This is a genomic window from Paenibacillus sp. EPM92, from assembly GCF_016586185.1.
GTDB classification, from domain to species: Bacteria; Bacillota; Bacilli; order Paenibacillales; family NBRC-103111; genus Paenibacillus_G; species Paenibacillus_G validus.
Genome location: NZ_BCPS01000081.1, coordinates 123,349 through 140,685 on the forward strand (window position 1 = coordinate 123,349; position 17,337 = coordinate 140,685).

General features: G+C 50.2%; 20 protein-coding genes. 7 read left to right on the plus strand and 13 right to left on the minus strand.

From position 1 onward, the window contains the following. The first annotated feature begins 121 nt into the window (after positions 1 to 121). From JMF85_RS20610 to JMF85_RS20635, 6 genes are all read left to right on the plus strand, one after another. The gene (locus JMF85_RS20610) at positions 122 to 463 is read left to right on the plus strand and encodes a helix-turn-helix domain-containing protein (protein ID WP_054795296.1); all 342 of its coding nucleotides are present in this window, start codon (positions 122 to 124) and stop codon (positions 461 to 463) included. A gap of 2 nt (positions 464 to 465) precedes the next feature. Beyond that, the gene (gene glmS / locus JMF85_RS20615) at positions 466 to 2,292 is read left to right on the plus strand and encodes a glutamine--fructose-6-phosphate transaminase (isomerizing) (protein WP_054799073.1); all 1,827 of its coding nucleotides are present in this window, start codon (positions 466 to 468) and stop codon (positions 2,290 to 2,292) included. A gap of 44 nt (positions 2,293 to 2,336) precedes the next feature. After that, entirely contained in the window at positions 2,337 to 3,533 is a 1,197-nt protein-coding gene (locus tag JMF85_RS20620) for a HEAT repeat domain-containing protein (RefSeq protein ID WP_127605583.1), read from the plus strand. Positions 3,534 to 3,546: 13 nt separating this feature from the next. Beyond that, the gene (locus tag JMF85_RS20625) at positions 3,547 to 5,007 is read left to right on the plus strand and encodes a glycosyltransferase family 2 protein (protein ID WP_127605585.1); all 1,461 of its coding nucleotides are present in this window, start codon (positions 3,547 to 3,549) and stop codon (positions 5,005 to 5,007) included. A 70-nt stretch (positions 5,008 to 5,077) separates the two neighbouring features. After that, entirely contained in the window at positions 5,078 to 5,884 is an 807-nt protein-coding gene (locus JMF85_RS20630) for a response regulator transcription factor (protein WP_127605587.1), read from the plus strand. 31 nt (positions 5,885 to 5,915) lie between these two features. After that, entirely contained in the window at positions 5,916 to 8,141 is a 2,226-nt protein-coding gene (locus JMF85_RS20635; RefSeq protein WP_236595936.1) for a hypothetical protein, read from the plus strand. 122 nt (positions 8,142 to 8,263) lie between these two features. Here JMF85_RS20635 and JMF85_RS20640 read toward each other — a convergent pair whose 3' ends face one another. From JMF85_RS20640 to JMF85_RS20650, 3 genes are all read right to left on the minus strand, one after another. After that, complete coding sequence (locus JMF85_RS20640) at positions 8,264 to 8,599, minus strand: helix-turn-helix domain-containing protein (RefSeq protein ID WP_054795244.1); 336 nt, start codon at positions 8,597 to 8,599, stop codon at positions 8,264 to 8,266. Positions 8,600 to 8,754: 155 nt separating this feature from the next. Next, positions 8,755 to 8,913 carry an anti-repressor SinI family protein gene (locus JMF85_RS20645; protein ID WP_127605589.1) on the minus strand — a complete coding sequence of 53 codons (159 nt, stop codon included), beginning with the start codon at positions 8,911 to 8,913 and terminating at the stop codon, positions 8,755 to 8,757. 76 nt (positions 8,914 to 8,989) lie between these two features. Next, entirely contained in the window at positions 8,990 to 9,157 is a 168-nt protein-coding gene (locus JMF85_RS20650) for a XapX domain-containing protein (RefSeq protein WP_127605591.1), read from the minus strand. A 140-nt stretch (positions 9,158 to 9,297) separates the two neighbouring features. Between JMF85_RS20650 and JMF85_RS20655 the strand changes: the two genes are divergently transcribed. Further along, positions 9,298 to 10,095: an exodeoxyribonuclease III gene (locus tag JMF85_RS20655; RefSeq protein ID WP_054795245.1), complete on the plus strand. Its 798-nt coding sequence runs from the start codon at positions 9,298 to 9,300 to the stop codon at positions 10,093 to 10,095. On the opposite strand, the gene JMF85_RS20660 is transcribed toward JMF85_RS20655, so the two are convergent. The 10 genes from JMF85_RS20660 to JMF85_RS20705 all read right to left on the minus strand — a co-directional run bounded on the left by JMF85_RS20660 (position 10,076) and on the right by JMF85_RS20705 (position 17,337). Continuing rightward, positions 10,076 to 10,765, minus strand: a complete 690-nt coding sequence (locus JMF85_RS20660) for a GntR family transcriptional regulator (protein ID WP_236595944.1) — start codon at positions 10,763 to 10,765, stop codon at positions 10,076 to 10,078. The two genes, JMF85_RS20655 and JMF85_RS20660, sit on opposite strands and share 20 nt — an antisense overlap. A 168-nt stretch (positions 10,766 to 10,933) precedes the next feature. Further along, complete coding sequence (locus JMF85_RS20665) at positions 10,934 to 11,140, minus strand: hypothetical protein (protein WP_054795247.1); 207 nt, start codon at positions 11,138 to 11,140, stop codon at positions 10,934 to 10,936. A 52-nt stretch (positions 11,141 to 11,192) separates the two neighbouring features. Beyond that, complete coding sequence (locus tag JMF85_RS20670) at positions 11,193 to 11,450, minus strand: YciI family protein (protein ID WP_201318820.1); 258 nt, start codon at positions 11,448 to 11,450, stop codon at positions 11,193 to 11,195. A gap of 23 nt (positions 11,451 to 11,473) precedes the next feature. After that, positions 11,474 to 12,241 carry an SDR family NAD(P)-dependent oxidoreductase gene (locus tag JMF85_RS20675; RefSeq protein WP_127605597.1) on the minus strand — a complete coding sequence of 256 codons (768 nt, stop codon included), beginning with the start codon at positions 12,239 to 12,241 and terminating at the stop codon, positions 11,474 to 11,476. Between the two features lie 59 nt (positions 12,242 to 12,300). Beyond that, positions 12,301 to 12,819 (minus strand): aromatic-ring-hydroxylating dioxygenase subunit beta, encoded by a 519-nt coding sequence (locus JMF85_RS20680; RefSeq protein WP_054799067.1) that lies wholly within the window; start codon positions 12,817 to 12,819, stop codon positions 12,301 to 12,303. 48 nt (positions 12,820 to 12,867) lie between these two features. Further along, positions 12,868 to 14,214 (minus strand): aromatic ring-hydroxylating oxygenase subunit alpha, encoded by a 1,347-nt coding sequence (locus tag JMF85_RS20685; protein ID WP_201318821.1) that lies wholly within the window; start codon positions 14,212 to 14,214, stop codon positions 12,868 to 12,870. 494 nt (positions 14,215 to 14,708) lie between these two features. Next, complete coding sequence (gene hpaD / locus JMF85_RS20690; protein WP_155614260.1) at positions 14,709 to 15,650, minus strand: 3,4-dihydroxyphenylacetate 2,3-dioxygenase; 942 nt, start codon at positions 15,648 to 15,650, stop codon at positions 14,709 to 14,711. 13 nt (positions 15,651 to 15,663) lie between these two features. Beyond that, positions 15,664 to 15,927, minus strand: a complete 264-nt coding sequence (locus JMF85_RS20695) for a hypothetical protein (RefSeq protein WP_201318822.1) — start codon at positions 15,925 to 15,927, stop codon at positions 15,664 to 15,666. Then, a complete protein-coding gene (locus tag JMF85_RS20700) occupies positions 15,924 to 16,805 on the minus strand; it encodes a VOC family protein (RefSeq protein WP_155614258.1) in 882 nt (293 codons plus the stop codon). The genes JMF85_RS20695 and JMF85_RS20700 overlap by 4 nt, the downstream gene beginning before the upstream one ends. A gap of 13 nt (positions 16,806 to 16,818) precedes the next feature. Then, on the minus strand, positions 16,819 to 17,337 hold the full coding sequence (locus JMF85_RS20705) for a cupin domain-containing protein (protein WP_127605607.1): 519 nt from the start codon (positions 17,335 to 17,337) through the stop codon (positions 16,819 to 16,821).

Sequence of the window (17,337 nt, forward strand, 5' to 3'; positions counted from 1 at the left end):
AATTTTTAATTTGACGTTTTTTACGTTATACTCCAATTATTCGTTCGTTATAAGGAACGTCGTGACGAACGATACGCCTGTGTTTTTGCGCAAGGAAACTACAACAAAGGACCGATGGAGCATGTTGGGAAAACGAGTGAGGAAGCTTCGCATGGAAAGAGGGTTAACGCTCTCTGAACTGGCGGAGGCCGCTGGTGTTGCCAAATCTTACTTGAGTACCATCGAACGGGACATTCATTCGAATCCGTCCGTCCACTTGTTGGACAAAATTGCGGCCGCGCTGGACGTTTCATTGAAACAGCTGGTTCAACCCGATACGCCGGAGCGTGATCCCATGGTGATGCAGGAGTGGTATGACCTGTTTCAGGACGCTCTGAACTGCGGCATCAGCCGGGAAGAATTGAAGAGCATTATCGAATTTCGAAAATGGCAAGTAGGCCAAAGCGAACAAGAGGAGGAGTAATCATGTGCGGCATTGTAGGTTATATCGGCAACCGGAATTCACAGAACATATTATTGGAAGGTTTGAAAAAACTGGAATACCGGGGATACGATTCCGCCGGGGTGGCCATTCACACGGAAGCTGGGCTTGAGCTCCGCAAAACGAAAGGAAGAATCAGCGAGCTGGAAACGCGGCTGGAGGCGCAGCCGCTCACGGGCTTCGCCGGCATCGGTCATACCCGCTGGGCCACTCACGGGAAGCCCTCGGATGCCAATTCGCATCCGCATACCGACAACGACATGAAAATTTCCGTTGTACATAACGGTATCATTGAGAATCACCTGCAATTAAAGGAAGAGCTCGAGCAGCTCGGTTACCGGTTCTTGTCGGAGACCGACACCGAGGTCATCTCTCATCTGATCGCCCACCATTATGAAGGAGATTTAACCGAAGCCGTCAGGAAGGCCGTCAGCCAAGTGCGGGGCGCCTACGCCATCGCCGTGCTTTCCGAGCACGAGCCGGACAAGCTGGTTGCGGTCCGCTGGGCCAGTCCGCTCATTATCGGCGTCGGACAAGGTGAAAATTTCATCGGCTCCGATATTCCGGCCATTCTGGAATATACGCGCGATGTTTACATTTTGAATGACGGCGAGATGGCCGTGCTGACGCGGGACGGGGTCGAACTGATGACGCTTGAGGGCAATTTCATCGCCAAGCAGCTGTTCCACATCGATTGGGATCTCATGATGGCGGAGAAGAACGGGTTCGATACCTTCATGCTCAAAGAAATTCATGATCAGCCGCGCGCCTACCAGGATACGATGCGCGGAAGAATCAACGAGGGGAAGGAAATCGTGCTTCCCGGCATGACGCTGTCCGCAGAGCAAATCCGCGGTCTGAAGCAGATCCATATGGTCGCCTGCGGCACGGCTTACCATGCGGCGCTCGTCGGTAAAACCGTCATCGAACGACTGACCCGCATTCCGGTTGAAGTCGACCTCGCCTCCGAGTACCGCTACCGGATGCCCGTGATCCGCGAGAACACGCTCGTCATCGCCGTCAGTCAATCGGGAGAAACCGCGGATACGCTGGCCGCCATGCGCGAGGCCAGGCAGTGCGGCGCCCGCGTCATGGCCATCACGAATGTAATCGGCAGCTCGGTGGCCCGCGAAGCGGACGATGTCCTGTTCACACTGGCCGGTCCCGAGATCGCCGTCGCCTCGACCAAAGCTTACAGCTCGCAGTTGATCGCCTTCTATTTACTCGGTCTGTTCATGGCCCAGTCCATGGAGACGCTGGACCAAGCCTCGCTCATCGAGCTGATTGCCATGCTGGAACGGCTGCCTTCCCAAGTGGAAGAAATGCTGGAAGGCCTGGAACCGGTCCGCCAGATCGCCGAGCAGATTTCGAATCAGAATCACCTTTTCTTTATCGGCCGCGGACTCGACTACAGCCTGGCGATGGAAGCGTCGCTTAAGCTGAAGGAAATATCCTACATTCATTCGGAGGCGTATGCCGCGGGCGAGCTGAAGCACGGCTCCTTGGCGCTGATTGAAGAAGGCACGCCGGTCATTGCGCTGGCAACCCAGGAGCTGCTGCTGGAGAAAACCGCGAGCAACATCAAGGAAGTCAAGGCACGGGGCGCTTACGTGATCGCGCTGGCTTTGGAAGGTCAAACCGAGCTGGAGAAAACCGCAGATCAAGTGATCTACGTGCCGCGCACCTATTCCCTGCTGGCGCCTGCCCTTGCCGTGGTGCCGCTGCAGCTGCTCGCTTACTACACGGCTTCGATTCGGGGGAATGACGTGGACAAACCTCGCAATTTGGCGAAAAGCGTAACGGTCGAGTAGCCAAGCTGAACACGCACGGATAGAGAGTAAGGAGGATAAACCGTATGTGGATGGAGCCATTAGACCAGGCCGACTCCGTGTTGACCGCTTTGAGCTTGACGATCGCCGGCGGTTTTACCGCACTATTCCTGCTGCGGAGCCGGCACAGGACCATCACCGAACGAATGAAACAAAGCCTGGAAAAGCATCAGGATTACTTTACTTACCTTAGCGCCAACATGCACGGGGCGGACGCGCTGTTCCCGCCCCCCGGGCGTTTGACCCCCGTAGAGCTGAAAGCCATTCAGTCGAAGCTGCTGCAGTGGATCGAGGCGATCGACGGCGAGCAGCGGGGCAAGCTTACCGCCCTTTGCCGGGATCTGGGACTTGTGGAGCTGGAGCGTCAGCGGCTGCGCAGCTCCAGGCACGGGGTACGCATGGAAGCCGCTTATCATTTGGGTGTCATGCGGGCGGCCGAATGTACCGGTGAACTGCTGAATCTCTTGGAACGGGAAGGCAGCGAACCGACCGCATTCGTCGTCGGACGCGCCGCCGCCAAGTGCGCCGCAACGCTCGAGGATTTGCGCCGCCTGATGCAGCTGCTTACCGAACACCATCCCAAGGCTCATCAGCTTATCGCCGATACTATCGCCTCTTCTTCCTTAGATCCGGCACCGCTCTTTGCCGAGCTGCTTCGCAGCGAAAATAACGAAGCGGTGCTCACGGTGGCTTTGATCAGTCTTTCCGGACGAAACGATCCGCATGTGTTCGGCGCATTGGACCGGTTGATCATGTCCGGGCATAAAGAAATCCGGGTCAAAGCGGCAAAAATGTTCCTGCAGTATCCTCACCTGCTGCCGCTCGAGCGAATCGGCGAGCTGATCCGCCATCCGGATTGGGAAATCCGTGCCGCTGCGGCCAAGGCCGTGGGCGAACAGCAGCTTGACTTTTATCTCGAAGCGCTCACCCGCAGTATGGCCGACGAGGAATGGTGGGTCCGCTATTACAGCGCCAGAAGCTTATCCAAGCTCGGCTCCGCCGGTTTTGAGGCATTGTGCGAGACGGCCTGCAGCTCCGAGAACGGAGCCTCCCGCGAGTCCGCCTGGGAGGCTGTGCATGAAGAGCTGAACCAAGCGGAGGTTTCGGCTTCACAGGAGGCGCTGCAAATGCCTCACTACAACCGGCTGAATTTCATTTTCCGGCGAACACTTGGTGAACACGGCGCGTCCCGGCCATCCCATAGGCCCCGGATCAGCTCGTAGAAAGGGGACCCGGATGAGATCGTTTTTGCTGAACTACGGAATCATTGCCTTTTATCTGATTATCGGATCCAGTTTACTGCACTTATTCATACTCGCGATCTCCCATCAGAAGATACTCTCCATTGTCAAAAGCACCATGAACTCGCGCTTCCGGGAGCTGGCAGGCTCGGAATACGTCCCTCCCGTATCGATTCTGGTCCCCTCCTATAATGAGGAGCTGACCATCATCGAGAGCGTGCGTTCCTTAATGACGCTGGAATTTCCCATGTATGAAGTCGTCGTCATCAATGACGGCTCAGCCGACCGGACGCTTCAAGTGCTGGTGGATACGTTCGAATTGAAGCCGACCCGTCTGACCGGCTTCCGTCCTCTGGTGCAATCCAAACCGATCCGGGGAGCGTACCGCAACCCCCTCTATCCCAGACTGGTCGTCATCGACAAAGCGAACGGCGGTAAAGCCGATGCGCTGAATGCCGGTATTAATGTTGCTAAATATCCGCTGGTCTCCACCATCGATGCCGACAGCCTGCTGGAAAAAGACGCCTTGATCCGATTGGTTAAAGTCTATATGGAAAACCCCGAGCAGCATATTGCTGTCGGGGGCAATGTCCGGATCGCGAACGGGAGTACCATTGAGGACGGCCGCGTGCTGTCGGTCCGGCTGTCGAACAAATGGCTTCCCGCCCTTCAATATGTCGAGTATATGAAAGCCTTCCTCGGCGGCCGGATCGGCTGGAGCGCTATGAACGGGCTGCTTATCGTGTCCGGGGCCTTCGGCCTGTTTCGCAAAGATTACTTGGTCAAAGTGGGCGGCTATCAAGAGGACTGTCCCGGCGAGGACATGAACATCGTGATCAAGCTTCACAAATATATGCTGGACCGCAATTTGCCCTACCGGATCGTGTTTTGTCCGGACGCCGTCTGCTGGACGCAGGCGCCCGACACGCTGAAGGTGCTCAGCGCCCAGCGCCGCCGCTGGATCCGCGGCAGCTTATGGAACGTCAGCCGATTCCGCGCGATGCTGTTCATTCCGAAGTACAAGGTGATCGGCTGGTTATCCCTGCCCTACACCATCGTGTACGAGATTCTGAATCCTTTTGTCCGGCTGTCCGGTTTGGCGGCGCTCGCGGGATACGTATTGCTGGACATGACACAGCTGCCGGTGCTCCTTATCTTCCTGCTGGTCAATCTGCTTATTGGCATGATCTTTACTTGCGGGTCGCTGTTGATTGAACAATTGGCTTTCCGCCGCCCCATTCGCACGTACGACCTGCTGCGCATGATCGGGTTATCGGTGGTAATGGCGGTCGGTTACGATCAAATCAATGCACTCTGGAAGCTGCTCGGACTGTGGGATTATATTCGCCGCAATAATGCTTGGGGCAACATGGTACGCCGCAGCTGGCAGGATGAAGCGGCCCATCAGGCCGGATCCTCTTCCTCAAAAAAGACTACCAAAGCACAGGCCGTCTAATGGACGGCCGCTCCCCTATATGTGCGTATGATCGCCACCTCAATATGAATGGAAATGGAGTGAAAGAACAATGAACAATGCGTTATTAACCGGTTCCCGCTTGTCACAACGTCTAACCAATCGAATGAACAGCGTCCTTCAAGCAGCCGTCCCTTGGACGGAGTGCGGACTGATCGCAGCTTCAACGCACGGCATCAGCCCGATATGGCTTCAGGATTTGGAGACACGTCTGGCCAAGGAGAACGAGAACCTGGCCGTTATAGCCAATTACGAAACGGATGAAGGGACATTGACTATCCTGCTGCCGGGGCAATCGCTGGCTTTCACCCATTTCGTGTCTCTGTCGGTCAAGGCTTACCTGCAGGATGCCGGACTGTTGAACGGCGCCATGGCCGTTGCCAGCTTCCCGGAGAGCGCTCCCGCTTCCGATGAAACCTTGATCGACTTCCTGGCTTTGCTGGATGAGAAAGAACAATCGGACATCGCCGTTTATCAGGGCCAGCCTCAATCCCCGGAACCACCGACGGTCGTGATGATCGATCCGAACGCCGATTTGCTCGATTTCCTGAACGTCCGGCTCGGACTTCAAGGATACGATGTCCGTCCAGCACATGACGGCATGGAAGGGCTCCGGCTCGTGGAATCGGTCCAGCCGGACCTGGTCATCACAGAGCTGGCGCTGCCTGCACTCGACGGCTACCAGGTGATACACCGCATCCGGCAAACCCAGAGCCGGGCGTGCAAAGTTGTCGTGCTGACCGACCTTACCGTCGAGCAGGACATTTGCAAATGCTTTGACCTGGGCGCCGCCGATGTGATCAAGAAGCCATTCTCACCCATGGAGCTTGAAGCGCGCCTCAGGCGGCTGCTCGCCTAACTTAGCTTGTGGATAAAAGGAGTTCGTGCCCATGAAAGGGAACACTTCACCCATCGCCTGGCTGATGCGCTTTGCCTTGCTGTCCGTCGCCTTTTTCCTGGTCTGGCATTACTGGCCAACCAAGAAAGTGGAGAGCGTCCAAAGCGCGGACGGATCGCAAATCAAGTTCCGTACGCTGGGGGATCACATCGAGATGTACGATAAGCAGCAGTGGACTCCTTTTTTTGTCAAAGGAGTCAATGTGGGTGCTGCGCTTCCCGGGCATGACCCGGGCGAGCTGCCGATCAGCAAGGAAAAGTATTTGGAATGGTTCAAACAAATTCAAGAGCTCGGCGCCAATACGATTCGGGTATATACGATTCTAACGCCGATTTTTTATCAAGCGCTTGTGGAATACAACCAGCGTCATGCGGACCAGCCGCTCTATTTCATTCAGGGCGTATGGACTCCGGAAGATGAGCTGATCGAATCAAAAGACGCCTACCTCGAAGCGATTTACTCGGAGTTTCAAAGCGAAATCACCTACGCCGTAGGAGCGGTGTACGGGACCGCCGATATTCCGGAGCGGCTCGGCAAGGCGACCGGCTCCTACCGTTACAATGCCGGCCCTTATTTGCTGGCGTGGCATATCGGGACGGAATGGGATCCGAAGATGGTTCAGAATACCAACGACCTGCATAAAGACAAGACCGGCTTCCAAGGCACCCACATTTCCGCTAAACCGAACGCTTCCCCTTTTGAGAACTGGCTTGCGGAAATGCTCGACCATTTGGCGGTGCTGGAGTCGGAGAACGGTTGGAAGCATCCGTTGACCTTTACGAATTGGGTTACAACCGATCCGCTCAAGCATCCCGGCGAGGTCCTCGTTCAAGAGGATATGGTAAGCGTCGATGCGACCCGCCTGAATGCGCACAACTGGCCTGCCGGATATTTTGCATCCTTTCACGCTTATCCTTATTATCCCGACTTTTTCCTCTTGGATCAAACATTGATGGATATGAAGGACAAGGACGGAACGGCCAACACCTACTTAAGCTATTTGACCAAGTTGAAGGCCTACCATAAGGACATGCCGGTTATGATTACGGAATTCGGCGTTCCTTCCTCTTTGGGAATCGGACATCTGGCCAATAAAGACCGGCATCAAGGAGGGCATGACGAGACGCAGCAGGGACAGATCAACGCCTCTCTCCTGCAGGATATTGCAAGCGCAGGCATGGCGGGAGGTATCGTCTTTTCCTGGCAGGACGAGTGGTTTAAGCGCACCTGGAACACGATGCACTTCGAAATCCCGCAAAGCCGCCGCAAGCTGTGGAACAACGTCTTGACGAACGAACAACATTTCGGGCTGGTGGCCGAGATGTCCGGCAAGGCCGGGACGCTCCAAATCGACGGAGACGCAAGCGACTGGCAATCGCTTAAAGAGGACGAGAAGCGAACGCTCGCGGGCGGCTATCCGGGATGGAAATCCATTTGGATGACCCATGACGAGGCCTACGTCTACATCGCGGGCGAGCTGGAGCAGCCGTTTGATCCGGAGCGCGAGAAGCTCTACTTCGGCGTCGATACGATTCCCGGCGGCAACCGGCATGCGAAGGAACTGGGCGGAGCCAAGCTCGACGAAGGGCTGGAAACGCTCATTGAGCTCGGAAAAGACAATGAAAGCCAAGTGAAGATCGCATCTAACTACGATTTTCACACCCGGTTATACGGCAATCAGTATGGAATGCTGAAGGTCAAGACCGAGGACATGAAAGACGATTCCGGTATATTTAACCCGTGGAAGCTGGCCGTGGGTCTGGAGCAGATTCCGCCGGATTCCACCCGGTACAATCCGTTTCAGGATGTACCTGCCGGGATGCTGAAGCGCGGATCGACGGATCCGGCCTCGGCGGACTTCAATTCCTTAACCATGTGGCAGGCCAAGGGCAGCGTCGTAGAGATGCGTATCCCCTGGATGTTGCTCGGTTTCACCGACCCCAGTTCCCTGCAGGTCATGAGCTACGGCGAGAAGGATGGTAAACTGGCAGCCACGACAACCCAAGGGATTCGCTTGCTTCCTTGGATCGTTCAGCGCTCGGACGGTTCCGTCCGCGGATTGGTGAAAGACGCCGGCGCCGAATACCCTGTCTCCAAGCTGCCGGCCTATACATGGCCTGCCTGGAACAAGGTCCAGTACGTCGAGCGCCTCAAGAAAAGCTACGACCTGATGAAGGACGCTTTTCATCAGATTGACGATCACGTTTCCCAACCATAGCCGTACTTTACCGGCGCACAGCTTAAAGCAGCAAAAATGCCCCCATAGCCGATGAGCGGAAACTCATAGGTTATAGGGGCATTGGTACAACCATTCACTCGCCCGCACCAGCTTTATCTCTATCATTCCTCGGAGCGTTTCTGCCTGTTGCGCCACTTGTTATACTCCAAAAATTCCACAAACTGCTCTTTGCTGATGCCCGAATCCATGGCCTCTCTTACCAGACCAAGCCATTCCTCATCCAACTGCTCATGAGGATGGGGGTGATGTTGAATAAACGTTTCCAGCGGAACGCCCAACACCGCACTAATCTTTTCAAGAAACTGGATCGATGGATTCGACTGGACCTCGCGTTCGATCGAGCTCAAATAGGATTTCGCTACCCCCGCTTTCTCTGCCAATTCGGTAAGGGTAAAGCCTTGTTCCAAGCGCAGCTGCTTGACTTTCTTGCCAATCATGGTAGTGACCCCTTTGTCATCCTGCAGTATAACAATATTTTAACAAAAAATGTTCATAGTGTGGATGATTATTTTTTATATCATAACCATGTAAGCGCTATCAATACAGGTTAAAAAAATTTTGTTTACCTGCGCAGCTTTTTTCTCTCTTGAAGTTAACGTTTCAGCTCATCATCATCTTCGTTTTGTTTGCATTCGCGGAAAAATTGCCGGACTTCCTCCGTGGAAAGCCCTGAATCGCGAGCTGCGATCATCAGGTAGACCCAGTTCTCGTCCAGGTTCTTGTTGGGTACAAGCGTTTGTTTTACGGACATAGCCCGGTCCCTCCAGATTTCCGGTAACTTGACGCACCATACTATTCGTGTCCAAGTTCTATTTTACGCGGGTCTATCATTTCAACCATTCCAACAAGCGCTGCGTGAGGATACCGCCCAAATATATGCCTACGATGCCCAGTATCCCGGGCAGGACAGGCGGGGCTGGAAGCGGTAATTTGAGCAGCTTAAAAATGCATCCAACGATAAGCCCTGCCAGCAGGGCCAGTATCCATTCTCTCATTCTGCTCACTCCATTATCAACCGACTTGATTTGAAATTCGATGTTATAGATATCATATCCTTTTTACTATCCATGCAACCGTGGGCATGTCTAAATATGATATACTACTAGAAACGTGCGCTGCAAGGAGATGAACGACAATGAAGCTGGTATCATGGAATGTTAACGGTTTAAGGGCGTGTGTGAATAAAGGATTTAACGACTACTTTACAAAAATGGACGCCGATATTTTCTGTATTCAAGAAACGAAACTGCAAGAAGGGCAAATTCGTCTGGAATATGGTACGGCGTATGATCAGTATTGGAATTACGCCGTTAAGAAGGGGTATTCCGGAACTGCTGTATTAACAAAGATCAAACCGCTTTCCGTACGATTCGGCTTGGAGGAGGATCAAGAACCTGAGGGGCGGATCATCACGCTGGAGTTCGACGCCTTCTATTTAGTCAATGTATACACGCCGAATGCAAGACGCGATCTGTCCAGGCTGGAATATCGACTGGAATGGGAAGACCGGTTCCGAAGCTACCTTCAGCAGTTGGATGCACATAAGCCTGTTATTATTTGTGGTGATCTCAATGTGGCCCACCACGAGATTGACCTCAAGAATGCGAAGTCCAATCGTAACAACTCTGGCTTTACCCCGGAAGAACGAAGCAAAATGACCCAATTGCTGGATGCCGGCTTTATCGACACCTTCAGACATTTCTACCCCGACCAGGCAGATGCCTATACATGGTGGTCGCATATGCCTAAGGTGAGAGAGCGGAATATCGGATGGCGAATCGATTACTTCCTCGCCTCTTCAAGACTTGCTCCCTCCTTACTTGACGCACAGATTGATGCCCATGTTACAGGCAGCGATCATTGCCCTGTTATCCTGACAATCGCAGATAACTTGAACGAGGGTGCCGGTCCGGTCAGCGTTGTGAATCAGTAGCCGACGATCTCGAGCCCGCTGAGTTCGGCACGATTTTCTTTTGAACGAGTGTTGCAAAGGTATGAATATGCGTTTCCATTAATGTCCGTGCACCTACAGCGTCTTTATCTGCAATCTTTTCAATGATCATCTCATGCTCAGTGATTGTACGGTTTAGATTTTGTTCAAATAAAGGGATGTTGCAAAGGAAAAAATCATTTAAATCCCATTGACTCTTCGTCATACTTAACAGCTTTTCCGATCTGGACATTTTCAAAATCACATAATGCAGCTCCCGGTTCTCATGAAAATACCTATCCCTGGAAAATCTTTCATTAATCACTTTTTCCAGTTGTTCATTGATCAAATATAATTCATTGACCTCCCGGTCTTCTCTTCTTTGTGCAGCCAAATAAGCTGCCATTCCCTCCAGGGCCATAACCGTCAAAAAATGGTCAGCCATTTCATCCTGTGAATACTTCTTTACACGACACCCGGTTTGCGGAACAATTTCAACAAAATACTCCGCTTCCAGTTTCTTTAGAGCATCGATGACAGGACGCCTGGAAACCTCAAGCTCATCTGCTACTTCAACAACCGATATTTCATCCCCAAAAACCCATCTTCCGGACTTCAGGCCATCTTTTATATATTCATAGGTTCGAATGGTTTTGGACAAGGATAGGTCCATTTTATTCACTGCGACGTCCTCCATGTAAAGCTTCTCAACATAATAGGATATTATAACTCTTTATCATAAATTTCTCAAATTAAGGTATTTTATGTCAATAATAGTAAACCGTGTCCTGTAGATCTAAAGAGATCTACGAAGGACACGGCTACTTGTTCATATTTAGCCTTATTTACCGAATGGTTTAGCTAAAAATTCCGTAAACACTTCAGGCTCCTGCCAGGTCAAGCTTTCAAGGGCTAACGGATCGAGTAGAATCGATTGATTTAACTTTGGCGAAGTAATTTCCAACCTCTCTCCGTTTCTTGTATATACCTTCTTAATGAGCACTTGGGTAAACTCATTACCCACTATAATTTGCGGTTCGGCTGGCATTTTCCTCCTCCTTTCTATGAGTTACGCAAGTACAGACCGCTACTGATTTCGCTTAAAACGCAGCGTTCCATTCTTTGTACTCGTAGTCAACAACGCCATTGACAACTAAGGGGTCGGATTCGATAATGGACACAAATTCCTCTTTTGAGCAGTTGTAAACAATACAACCGCCGCTTCCATCGGCAAAGGGCCCGTTAGCCGCTATGACGCCTTTTTCGCGTAATTGTTGATTGCGGTTATTATGTTGTTCAAACCATGACGGATCGATTTGATCCATCGATTTTTTTATACCTAATTGAACTAACCACATGGAAACCACTCCCTTAACTGGTTTTAAACGATCGTCAATCCTCCGTCGGCGACAATCACAGAACCTGTGACAAACGAAGATTCGTCGGAAGCCAGGAAAAGAGCAATATTCGCAATTTCTTCCGGCTGTGCTCCTCTGCCAAGGGGAGTTGCTTCGGAAGCCACTTTGTCTAACTCTGGCAAAACTTCTTCCATGGCCTTCGTCATCGCTGTAATTACATACCCCGGGGCAATGACGTTAGCGCGAATCCCTTTTCTCGCATAGGATGCAGCGACTTGACGCGTAAACGAAATGATGGCTCCCTTAGATGCGGAATAGGAAGGACCGCCTGGACTGTTGATTAAGGCAGCTGTGGATGCTGTATTGATTATAGTTCCACCACCTGCGCGTAATAGTTCAGCAATGCCATACTTCGATACAAAGAACAACCCTCTTGTATTTACATTTTGAATTTTATCCCATTCTTCCACACTTGTGTCTTCTACCGATATCATAAAGTTTTTATGAGCAATCCCTGCATTGTTGTAAATCGTAGTCAACTTCCCAAAAGCATCCACCGTCTTTTGAATCGCTTGCTTGACTTGTTCTTCATGGGTAACATCGCATTCAATAGCGATGGCTTCACCACCTGCTTCGCTTACTAGCCTGACCGTTTCCTGGAGACCATTCGCATCCATGTCGATGGCCGCCACTTTCGCTCCTTCACGGGCAAAAACAACTGCCGCCGCTCGCCCTTGACCTCCTGCTGCCCCCGTAATAAACGCGACTTTGTTTGCTAATCGATTTGTCAACTTCGGTTCCTCCCAGTGGATTCATATCCAATCTCAGAATCATTGCTGAACCATCAGATTTAGAAAAAGACCGCTATATTGTCCATCCCTAATGTCGTTTGATCGATCAGTATTTCTCTTGTTTTTAATTTAATTTCTTGCCCGGCACGCGTCAGGATGTCGTTACGAACACAAGTAATAAGGCCATATTCAGGTTCGTTACCACGGCTGCGGGTTAGAAGAAGGTAGCTCTTTACTTTAAATTCATGTTCAGCCGTTTGCTCGACACGAACATTATTGATAAACCTTCTTGTACGAGACGGCGGATCTTCCGCCCAAGCAAATTCCGTCTCAAACCGCTCTACCCTTTTCCTCAGAGAAGCAAAGTTCTCCTCAAAGTGATACATATTTCCAATAAAACCTTCTCCGTGTACTCGCTCGCGATTCGTCCTTACAGGCATGATGTACTGAATCTCTTGATCTAACATGTTTAACCATTCCCGAAAGTCCCCGCTGTCCAGTACTTCTGCTTCATTTTGTAGAAATTCCACAATTTCGAAGTAAACAGGATTTCCGATTCTAATGCTGGTAGAATGCATGTACTCTCCTCCTCTGCATGTTATTTTCCAATTCGTGTTGAACGATGATCAATCATTGCTGCCAGTCAACAGTTTTTGCCATTGATGCCAAATGTTCAATTGGTTAGCCTCGCTGTAATCCCCTTGATAAACCGTTCCTGGCCCTGGCCAATCGCCTTGCTCGGGCTTTCGATCAATACCCATGCGATAAATAAACTTTAATTTCGATTGCGCTATATATCCCTTTGTGGCCCGAGTAATGTTTTTCCACATTTCCGTATCGTCTTGTTCCAGCATACCGCTCGATCCAAATGTTCGGACATACGTCTCTCTTGCAAGCTCTTTCCACCAATCCGGCGCTTCTTTCTCGATAAGCACCCAAGAGAAGACTTCCATTTCATGCGGTCCTTTCGGTACCCATTGTCTTAATGTCAAATAGGAACCCGGATGCTTTCCATCTTCCGTTGCCCAAGAGAAATATCCAAACGACATGTTCGGGTATATGTTTCCATGAATATAAGCGAGTCGTCTAAACGCTTTTTGATGTTCAGGTGTTAATTTCTGTTCAATCTTTTCGACGATATCTTGGGGAACGCCGTAGAAAGGCGGAAGCTCATATTCGGGTGGACCGCCGATCAATCCAAGACCATTTCCATTCTCGCAAGAAACATGTACGCCATAGAACGCAAACTTCGGATCCCCACTCGGAACAAGCTTTAATTGCACAGCTGACTGGTGGGTCATAAATGTATGATAAGCATCCCCAACAAAGTTGTCGGCACCTAGCTTCCAGTTCGACTTTACGGTCCAACGCTGTGGTGCTCCGATCACTTCCATGCCCTCATTCGTGTGCTGCAGCATCATATCCAGGTACCACTTCAAGCTTCCCAGCTGCTCTTCTAAAGGAGGAGCTGATTCGTTAAAGGTCCCAAAAATAAGCCCTGCATAGGTGGCGGCCCTCGCCTTTACCAGACTGTACTGACTTTTATCAAAGCCATCACCGAAGGCCTCCTTATGGGCCGGAACTCCGATGAGATCTCCATTCTGTTTAAACGTAAATCCATGGTAAGGACATCTGAAATGGGAAGAGTTTCCCATTTCCGAGCGGCATACAGGAGAACCTCTATGCGTACAAGCGTTCAGTACAATGTTGACGACACCCGCCTCTGAACGCGAAACAATCACCTCTTCGTTTCCAATAAATCTCAAGACATAATCGCCTTTATTCGGTATTTCAGATTCATGAGCAACAGGAATCCATATTTCGGAAAATATTTTTTCAATTTCCATCTGATGAATTTCGGGATCACCGATGACTCGCGATGAGATATACCCTTCATCCAAATCCAACAAATCTTTAACCTTTGTACCATCCGATAAACAAACATCTTCGCCCACTTTTTTTGGAATTGTCACTTGTTAATCGCTCCCTTCTCTTCATCAACGGTTTACGTTTTGACTTAAGTTCAGATTCTAGAATCTTAAATCGGTTATTAATTTTCTTGGATTCCGATATGGATAGCTGTTCTTTGCTTGCTGACTTTAGCGTGCGGCTTGGTTGAGTGTGTAGAATACTGCTGTGAAGGTAGTGTAAGATAGCGATCGTGCTGGCGGTGGTTCCTGCGCTGGGGTTGCTTGTTGTTTGTTGAGCAATGGCGAGTTAGTTGAAATACTAGAATATTAGAACGTTTCGGGAGATTTTGTATGCGCTTACAACTTCAATAATTTCATTATACATAGATGGATATAGATAGTCAATATATGACCAACCGGCTGCTATGGCACGACCCCGCTCGGGAACCAATGGAAGAGAAACACAAAGCCCAGCGCCGAACCCTCCTAACGTCTTAATTTTCAGCAAGGAAAACGTAAGAGTGAAATGAACGGATATCTCAGCAGCCTGCTGCCTGTTACAGCCAATTCTGGTTGACCGGTCTTGTTTCCTGGAATCGTTCAGGATGAGCGGCTCCCCACCAAAGTCTTCCTCTGGTGCTGTAATCCTCCCAGGTCCATTTTACAGGCGGCATATCTAGATCCCGTAAATAATCCCCGGTATAAATTTCCATTCTATTCCCATCCGGATCGCGGATGTACAAGAAGAACGCATTGCTCAAACCGTGTCGTCCCGGTCCGTATTCAATCGAATCTTGATAGCCGGCATCAGCCAGCAGATCGGCGGTTCGAATAATTTCAGCCGGCCCCTGCACCGTGTACGCCACATGATGCAATGCCGCTCCGCTTGCTTTCACAAGTGCGACATCGTGCGTACCAGGGAAACGCCGGGTCCACGCTGCGAAAGTTTCTCCGTCCCGCTCCACATATTCAGAAACACTAAAATTCAATTCGTCTCTCCAGTAATTTAATGCCTTGTCAACACTGGCTACACGCAAATTGACATGATCGATCCGCAGCGGTGGAATTCCTTTATCCGTATGAGTAAAACGCATCGGCAATCTTTTTAACCGCCCGGTTTCGTCAAATATATCAATTTGTTGCATGTCGTGGTAAAATTCAATCGGATGTCCGTTCGGTTCCACGATTCGCAATGAAGCACCTTGCCCGGGCTCGGCACCATCGGGTACCCTCGTATACGGAATTCCCAATTTTTTGTGATGGTAAGCCAATCGTTCCAAATCTTCAGGATCCGAAACCCGCAGAGCGAAATGACCTAGTCCACTGTAGCTATTTTTCGTAAGCGTAAGCGTATGGGTATCGAACTCGTCTACCCCCCGCAAGTATATATGCTGCTTGTCAGAATCATGTTCGCGAAAGCCCAATACATCAACATAAAATTCCCTGGCCTTTTCCAAATCGGTAACGAAAAGTTCCGTGTGTCCCAGTCGTAAAATCATCCTACTGTCTCCTTCACGCCACATGGGCAATTATAATTTTGGCGAATTGATCTTCTATAATCAAATATTCCGACCATTTATTGGCTAACCAAGCATCCGCACGGGCCGGGTGTCCCAGCACGGCTGCACCAGCAGCCGTACCGGTAACATTACCGTTTCTTTCAAGCACCAAACCGATGTTAGGCCAATCCAATCGATCAAAATGAAAGCGATTACAGATTTGAGTCCAAGTACACTGCGGTTTTGTTTCTCCATGAATTTCAATTAAATGCCTCAAGACCCCTTACCGAATGATTCGACTGGAAATGCCCCCCATGAACTGAATGCGGTCGGGAAATCCTCCCACACTCTATGGGAAATAGCGTGATCCGCTCTTGGCATTTCAGCAGACAGCTCCATTCGGTTTCCGCTCGGATCCATAAAATACGTATACAGATTGCCGCCTACCGAATGTCTTCCCGGACCAACTTCAATTTTATAACCGGCCTGCGCGAGCAAATCTGCGGCCCGCTTCATATCCTCTAAACCGTTTACCTGAAATGCGTAATGATGCAGGGTCGTATGTTCCGGAGTGCCTATCGCAGCCACGTCATGATGGTAATCGGAAGCATGCGTCCACGCTGCTCCCCATATGCCGGGCGCCGGCTCGAACACATCGGAGACGCTAAAATCAAGAGCATCTTTCAAAAATTGCACAAATCCGTTGACGTCCTTGGTATGTACCGTGATATGATCGGCATCCAGCAAACCAAGACCTCTGCTTCCTTTATTGCCCACTACAGGATGAATGTATTTGGGCCGGTGATCCAGAAGTACCAGTTCCATTTGGTGATTCGAGGGGGCCGCAAACCGCAGCGCTGCCTTTTTCCCTGGTTCCGGATCCGTCAAACGTTGACTGGGTACGCCCAGTGATGACAGTTTTTTCTCAAAATAGCTGAGATCCTCTTCGTTCACTACCTGCAGTGCAAAAAGGTCTAAACCTGTTCCACCTTGTTTAATGGCTAGGTCATAGTTATGATCAGCCCCACAGCCGAAATAAACCGTATCTTTCTCTCTTGCAATTTCATGCAATCCGATAATATCGCGGTAGAATTCAATTGATTTTGCTAAATCGATGACATTAATTGTTCCGTTGGCAAATTTAAAAATCCCCATTTCCTATACCTCCTTAATTTTTCACGCTATTATTTTTAAAATATTGTTCAAAACTAACCATCCCTAGACTTTCCCGGCGATTAGCGTCAAGTGCGTCCAAGGCTCTGGAGTTTTCAACCAACAGCATTTGTACTTCAGCAGAATGCGGATTGTAGTGTCGATGCCAAATCCATGGAGGAGTATAAACAAAATCTCCCTTTGACCACGTTACAACCTGATCGCCGATTTCCGAATAGCCTTCCCCTTCGATTACATAATGGACCGATTCATGAACATGACGCTGCAGATCTGAACTGCTGTTTGCCGGTATTTTTTGCAAATAAAATTCCAACGATTTGGCAGGAATATCTACTAAAATTCCAATTTCACTTGGGTTCCCTGTTGCTTGGCTATCAAGCCAAATTGCGTCTTCGGAGTGCACGACCAGACCATCGGAAGAAATTTCTTGATGGTCACGCTGTTTCAACTTTTTTAAATTGGCAAAGAAAGAATTCAGTTTTTGTTCGCTTGTCGGTTTGTTCCCATGATGCAT

Bases quoted from the DNA above. Each gene is read 5' to 3' on its own strand.
- JMF85_RS20610 (WP_054795296.1), top strand. From the start codon at position 122: ATGTTGGGAAAACGAGTGAGGAAGCTTCGCATGGAAAGAGGGTTAACG.
- hpaD (WP_155614260.1), bottom strand. From the start codon at position 15,650: ATGATTTTACGACTGGGACACACGGAACTTTTCGTTACCGATTTGGAA.
- glmS (WP_054799073.1), top strand. From the start codon at position 466: ATGTGCGGCATTGTAGGTTATATCGGCAACCGGAATTCACAGAACATA.
- JMF85_RS20680 (WP_054799067.1), bottom strand. From the start codon at position 12,819: ATGCATTCTACCAGCATTAGAATCGGAAATCCTGTTTACTTCGAAATT.
- JMF85_RS20635 (WP_236595936.1), top strand. From the start codon at position 5,916: ATGAAAGGGAACACTTCACCCATCGCCTGGCTGATGCGCTTTGCCTTG.
- JMF85_RS20655 (WP_054795245.1), top strand. From the start codon at position 9,298: ATGAAGCTGGTATCATGGAATGTTAACGGTTTAAGGGCGTGTGTGAAT.
- JMF85_RS20630 (WP_127605587.1), top strand. From the start codon at position 5,078: ATGAACAATGCGTTATTAACCGGTTCCCGCTTGTCACAACGTCTAACC.
- JMF85_RS20620 (WP_127605583.1), top strand. From the start codon at position 2,337: ATGTGGATGGAGCCATTAGACCAGGCCGACTCCGTGTTGACCGCTTTG.
- JMF85_RS20650 (WP_127605591.1), bottom strand. From the start codon at position 9,157: ATGAGAGAATGGATACTGGCCCTGCTGGCAGGGCTTATCGTTGGATGC.
- JMF85_RS20645 (WP_127605589.1), bottom strand. From the start codon at position 8,913: ATGTCCGTAAAACAAACGCTTGTACCCAACAAGAACCTGGACGAGAAC.
- JMF85_RS20700 (WP_155614258.1), bottom strand. From the start codon at position 16,805: ATGGGGATTTTTAAATTTGCCAACGGAACAATTAATGTCATCGATTTA.
- JMF85_RS20660 (WP_236595944.1), bottom strand. From the start codon at position 10,765: ATGGACCTATCCTTGTCCAAAACCATTCGAACCTATGAATATATAAAA.
- JMF85_RS20705 (WP_127605607.1), bottom strand. From the start codon at position 17,337: ATGCATCATGGGAACAAACCGACAAGCGAACAAAAACTGAATTCTTTC.
- JMF85_RS20640 (WP_054795244.1), bottom strand. From the start codon at position 8,599: ATGATTGGCAAGAAAGTCAAGCAGCTGCGCTTGGAACAAGGCTTTACC.
- JMF85_RS20665 (WP_054795247.1), bottom strand. From the start codon at position 11,140: ATGCCAGCCGAACCGCAAATTATAGTGGGTAATGAGTTTACCCAAGTG.
- JMF85_RS20625 (WP_127605585.1), top strand. From the start codon at position 3,547: ATGAGATCGTTTTTGCTGAACTACGGAATCATTGCCTTTTATCTGATT.
- JMF85_RS20670 (WP_201318820.1), bottom strand. From the start codon at position 11,450: ATGTGGTTAGTTCAATTAGGTATAAAAAAATCGATGGATCAAATCGAT.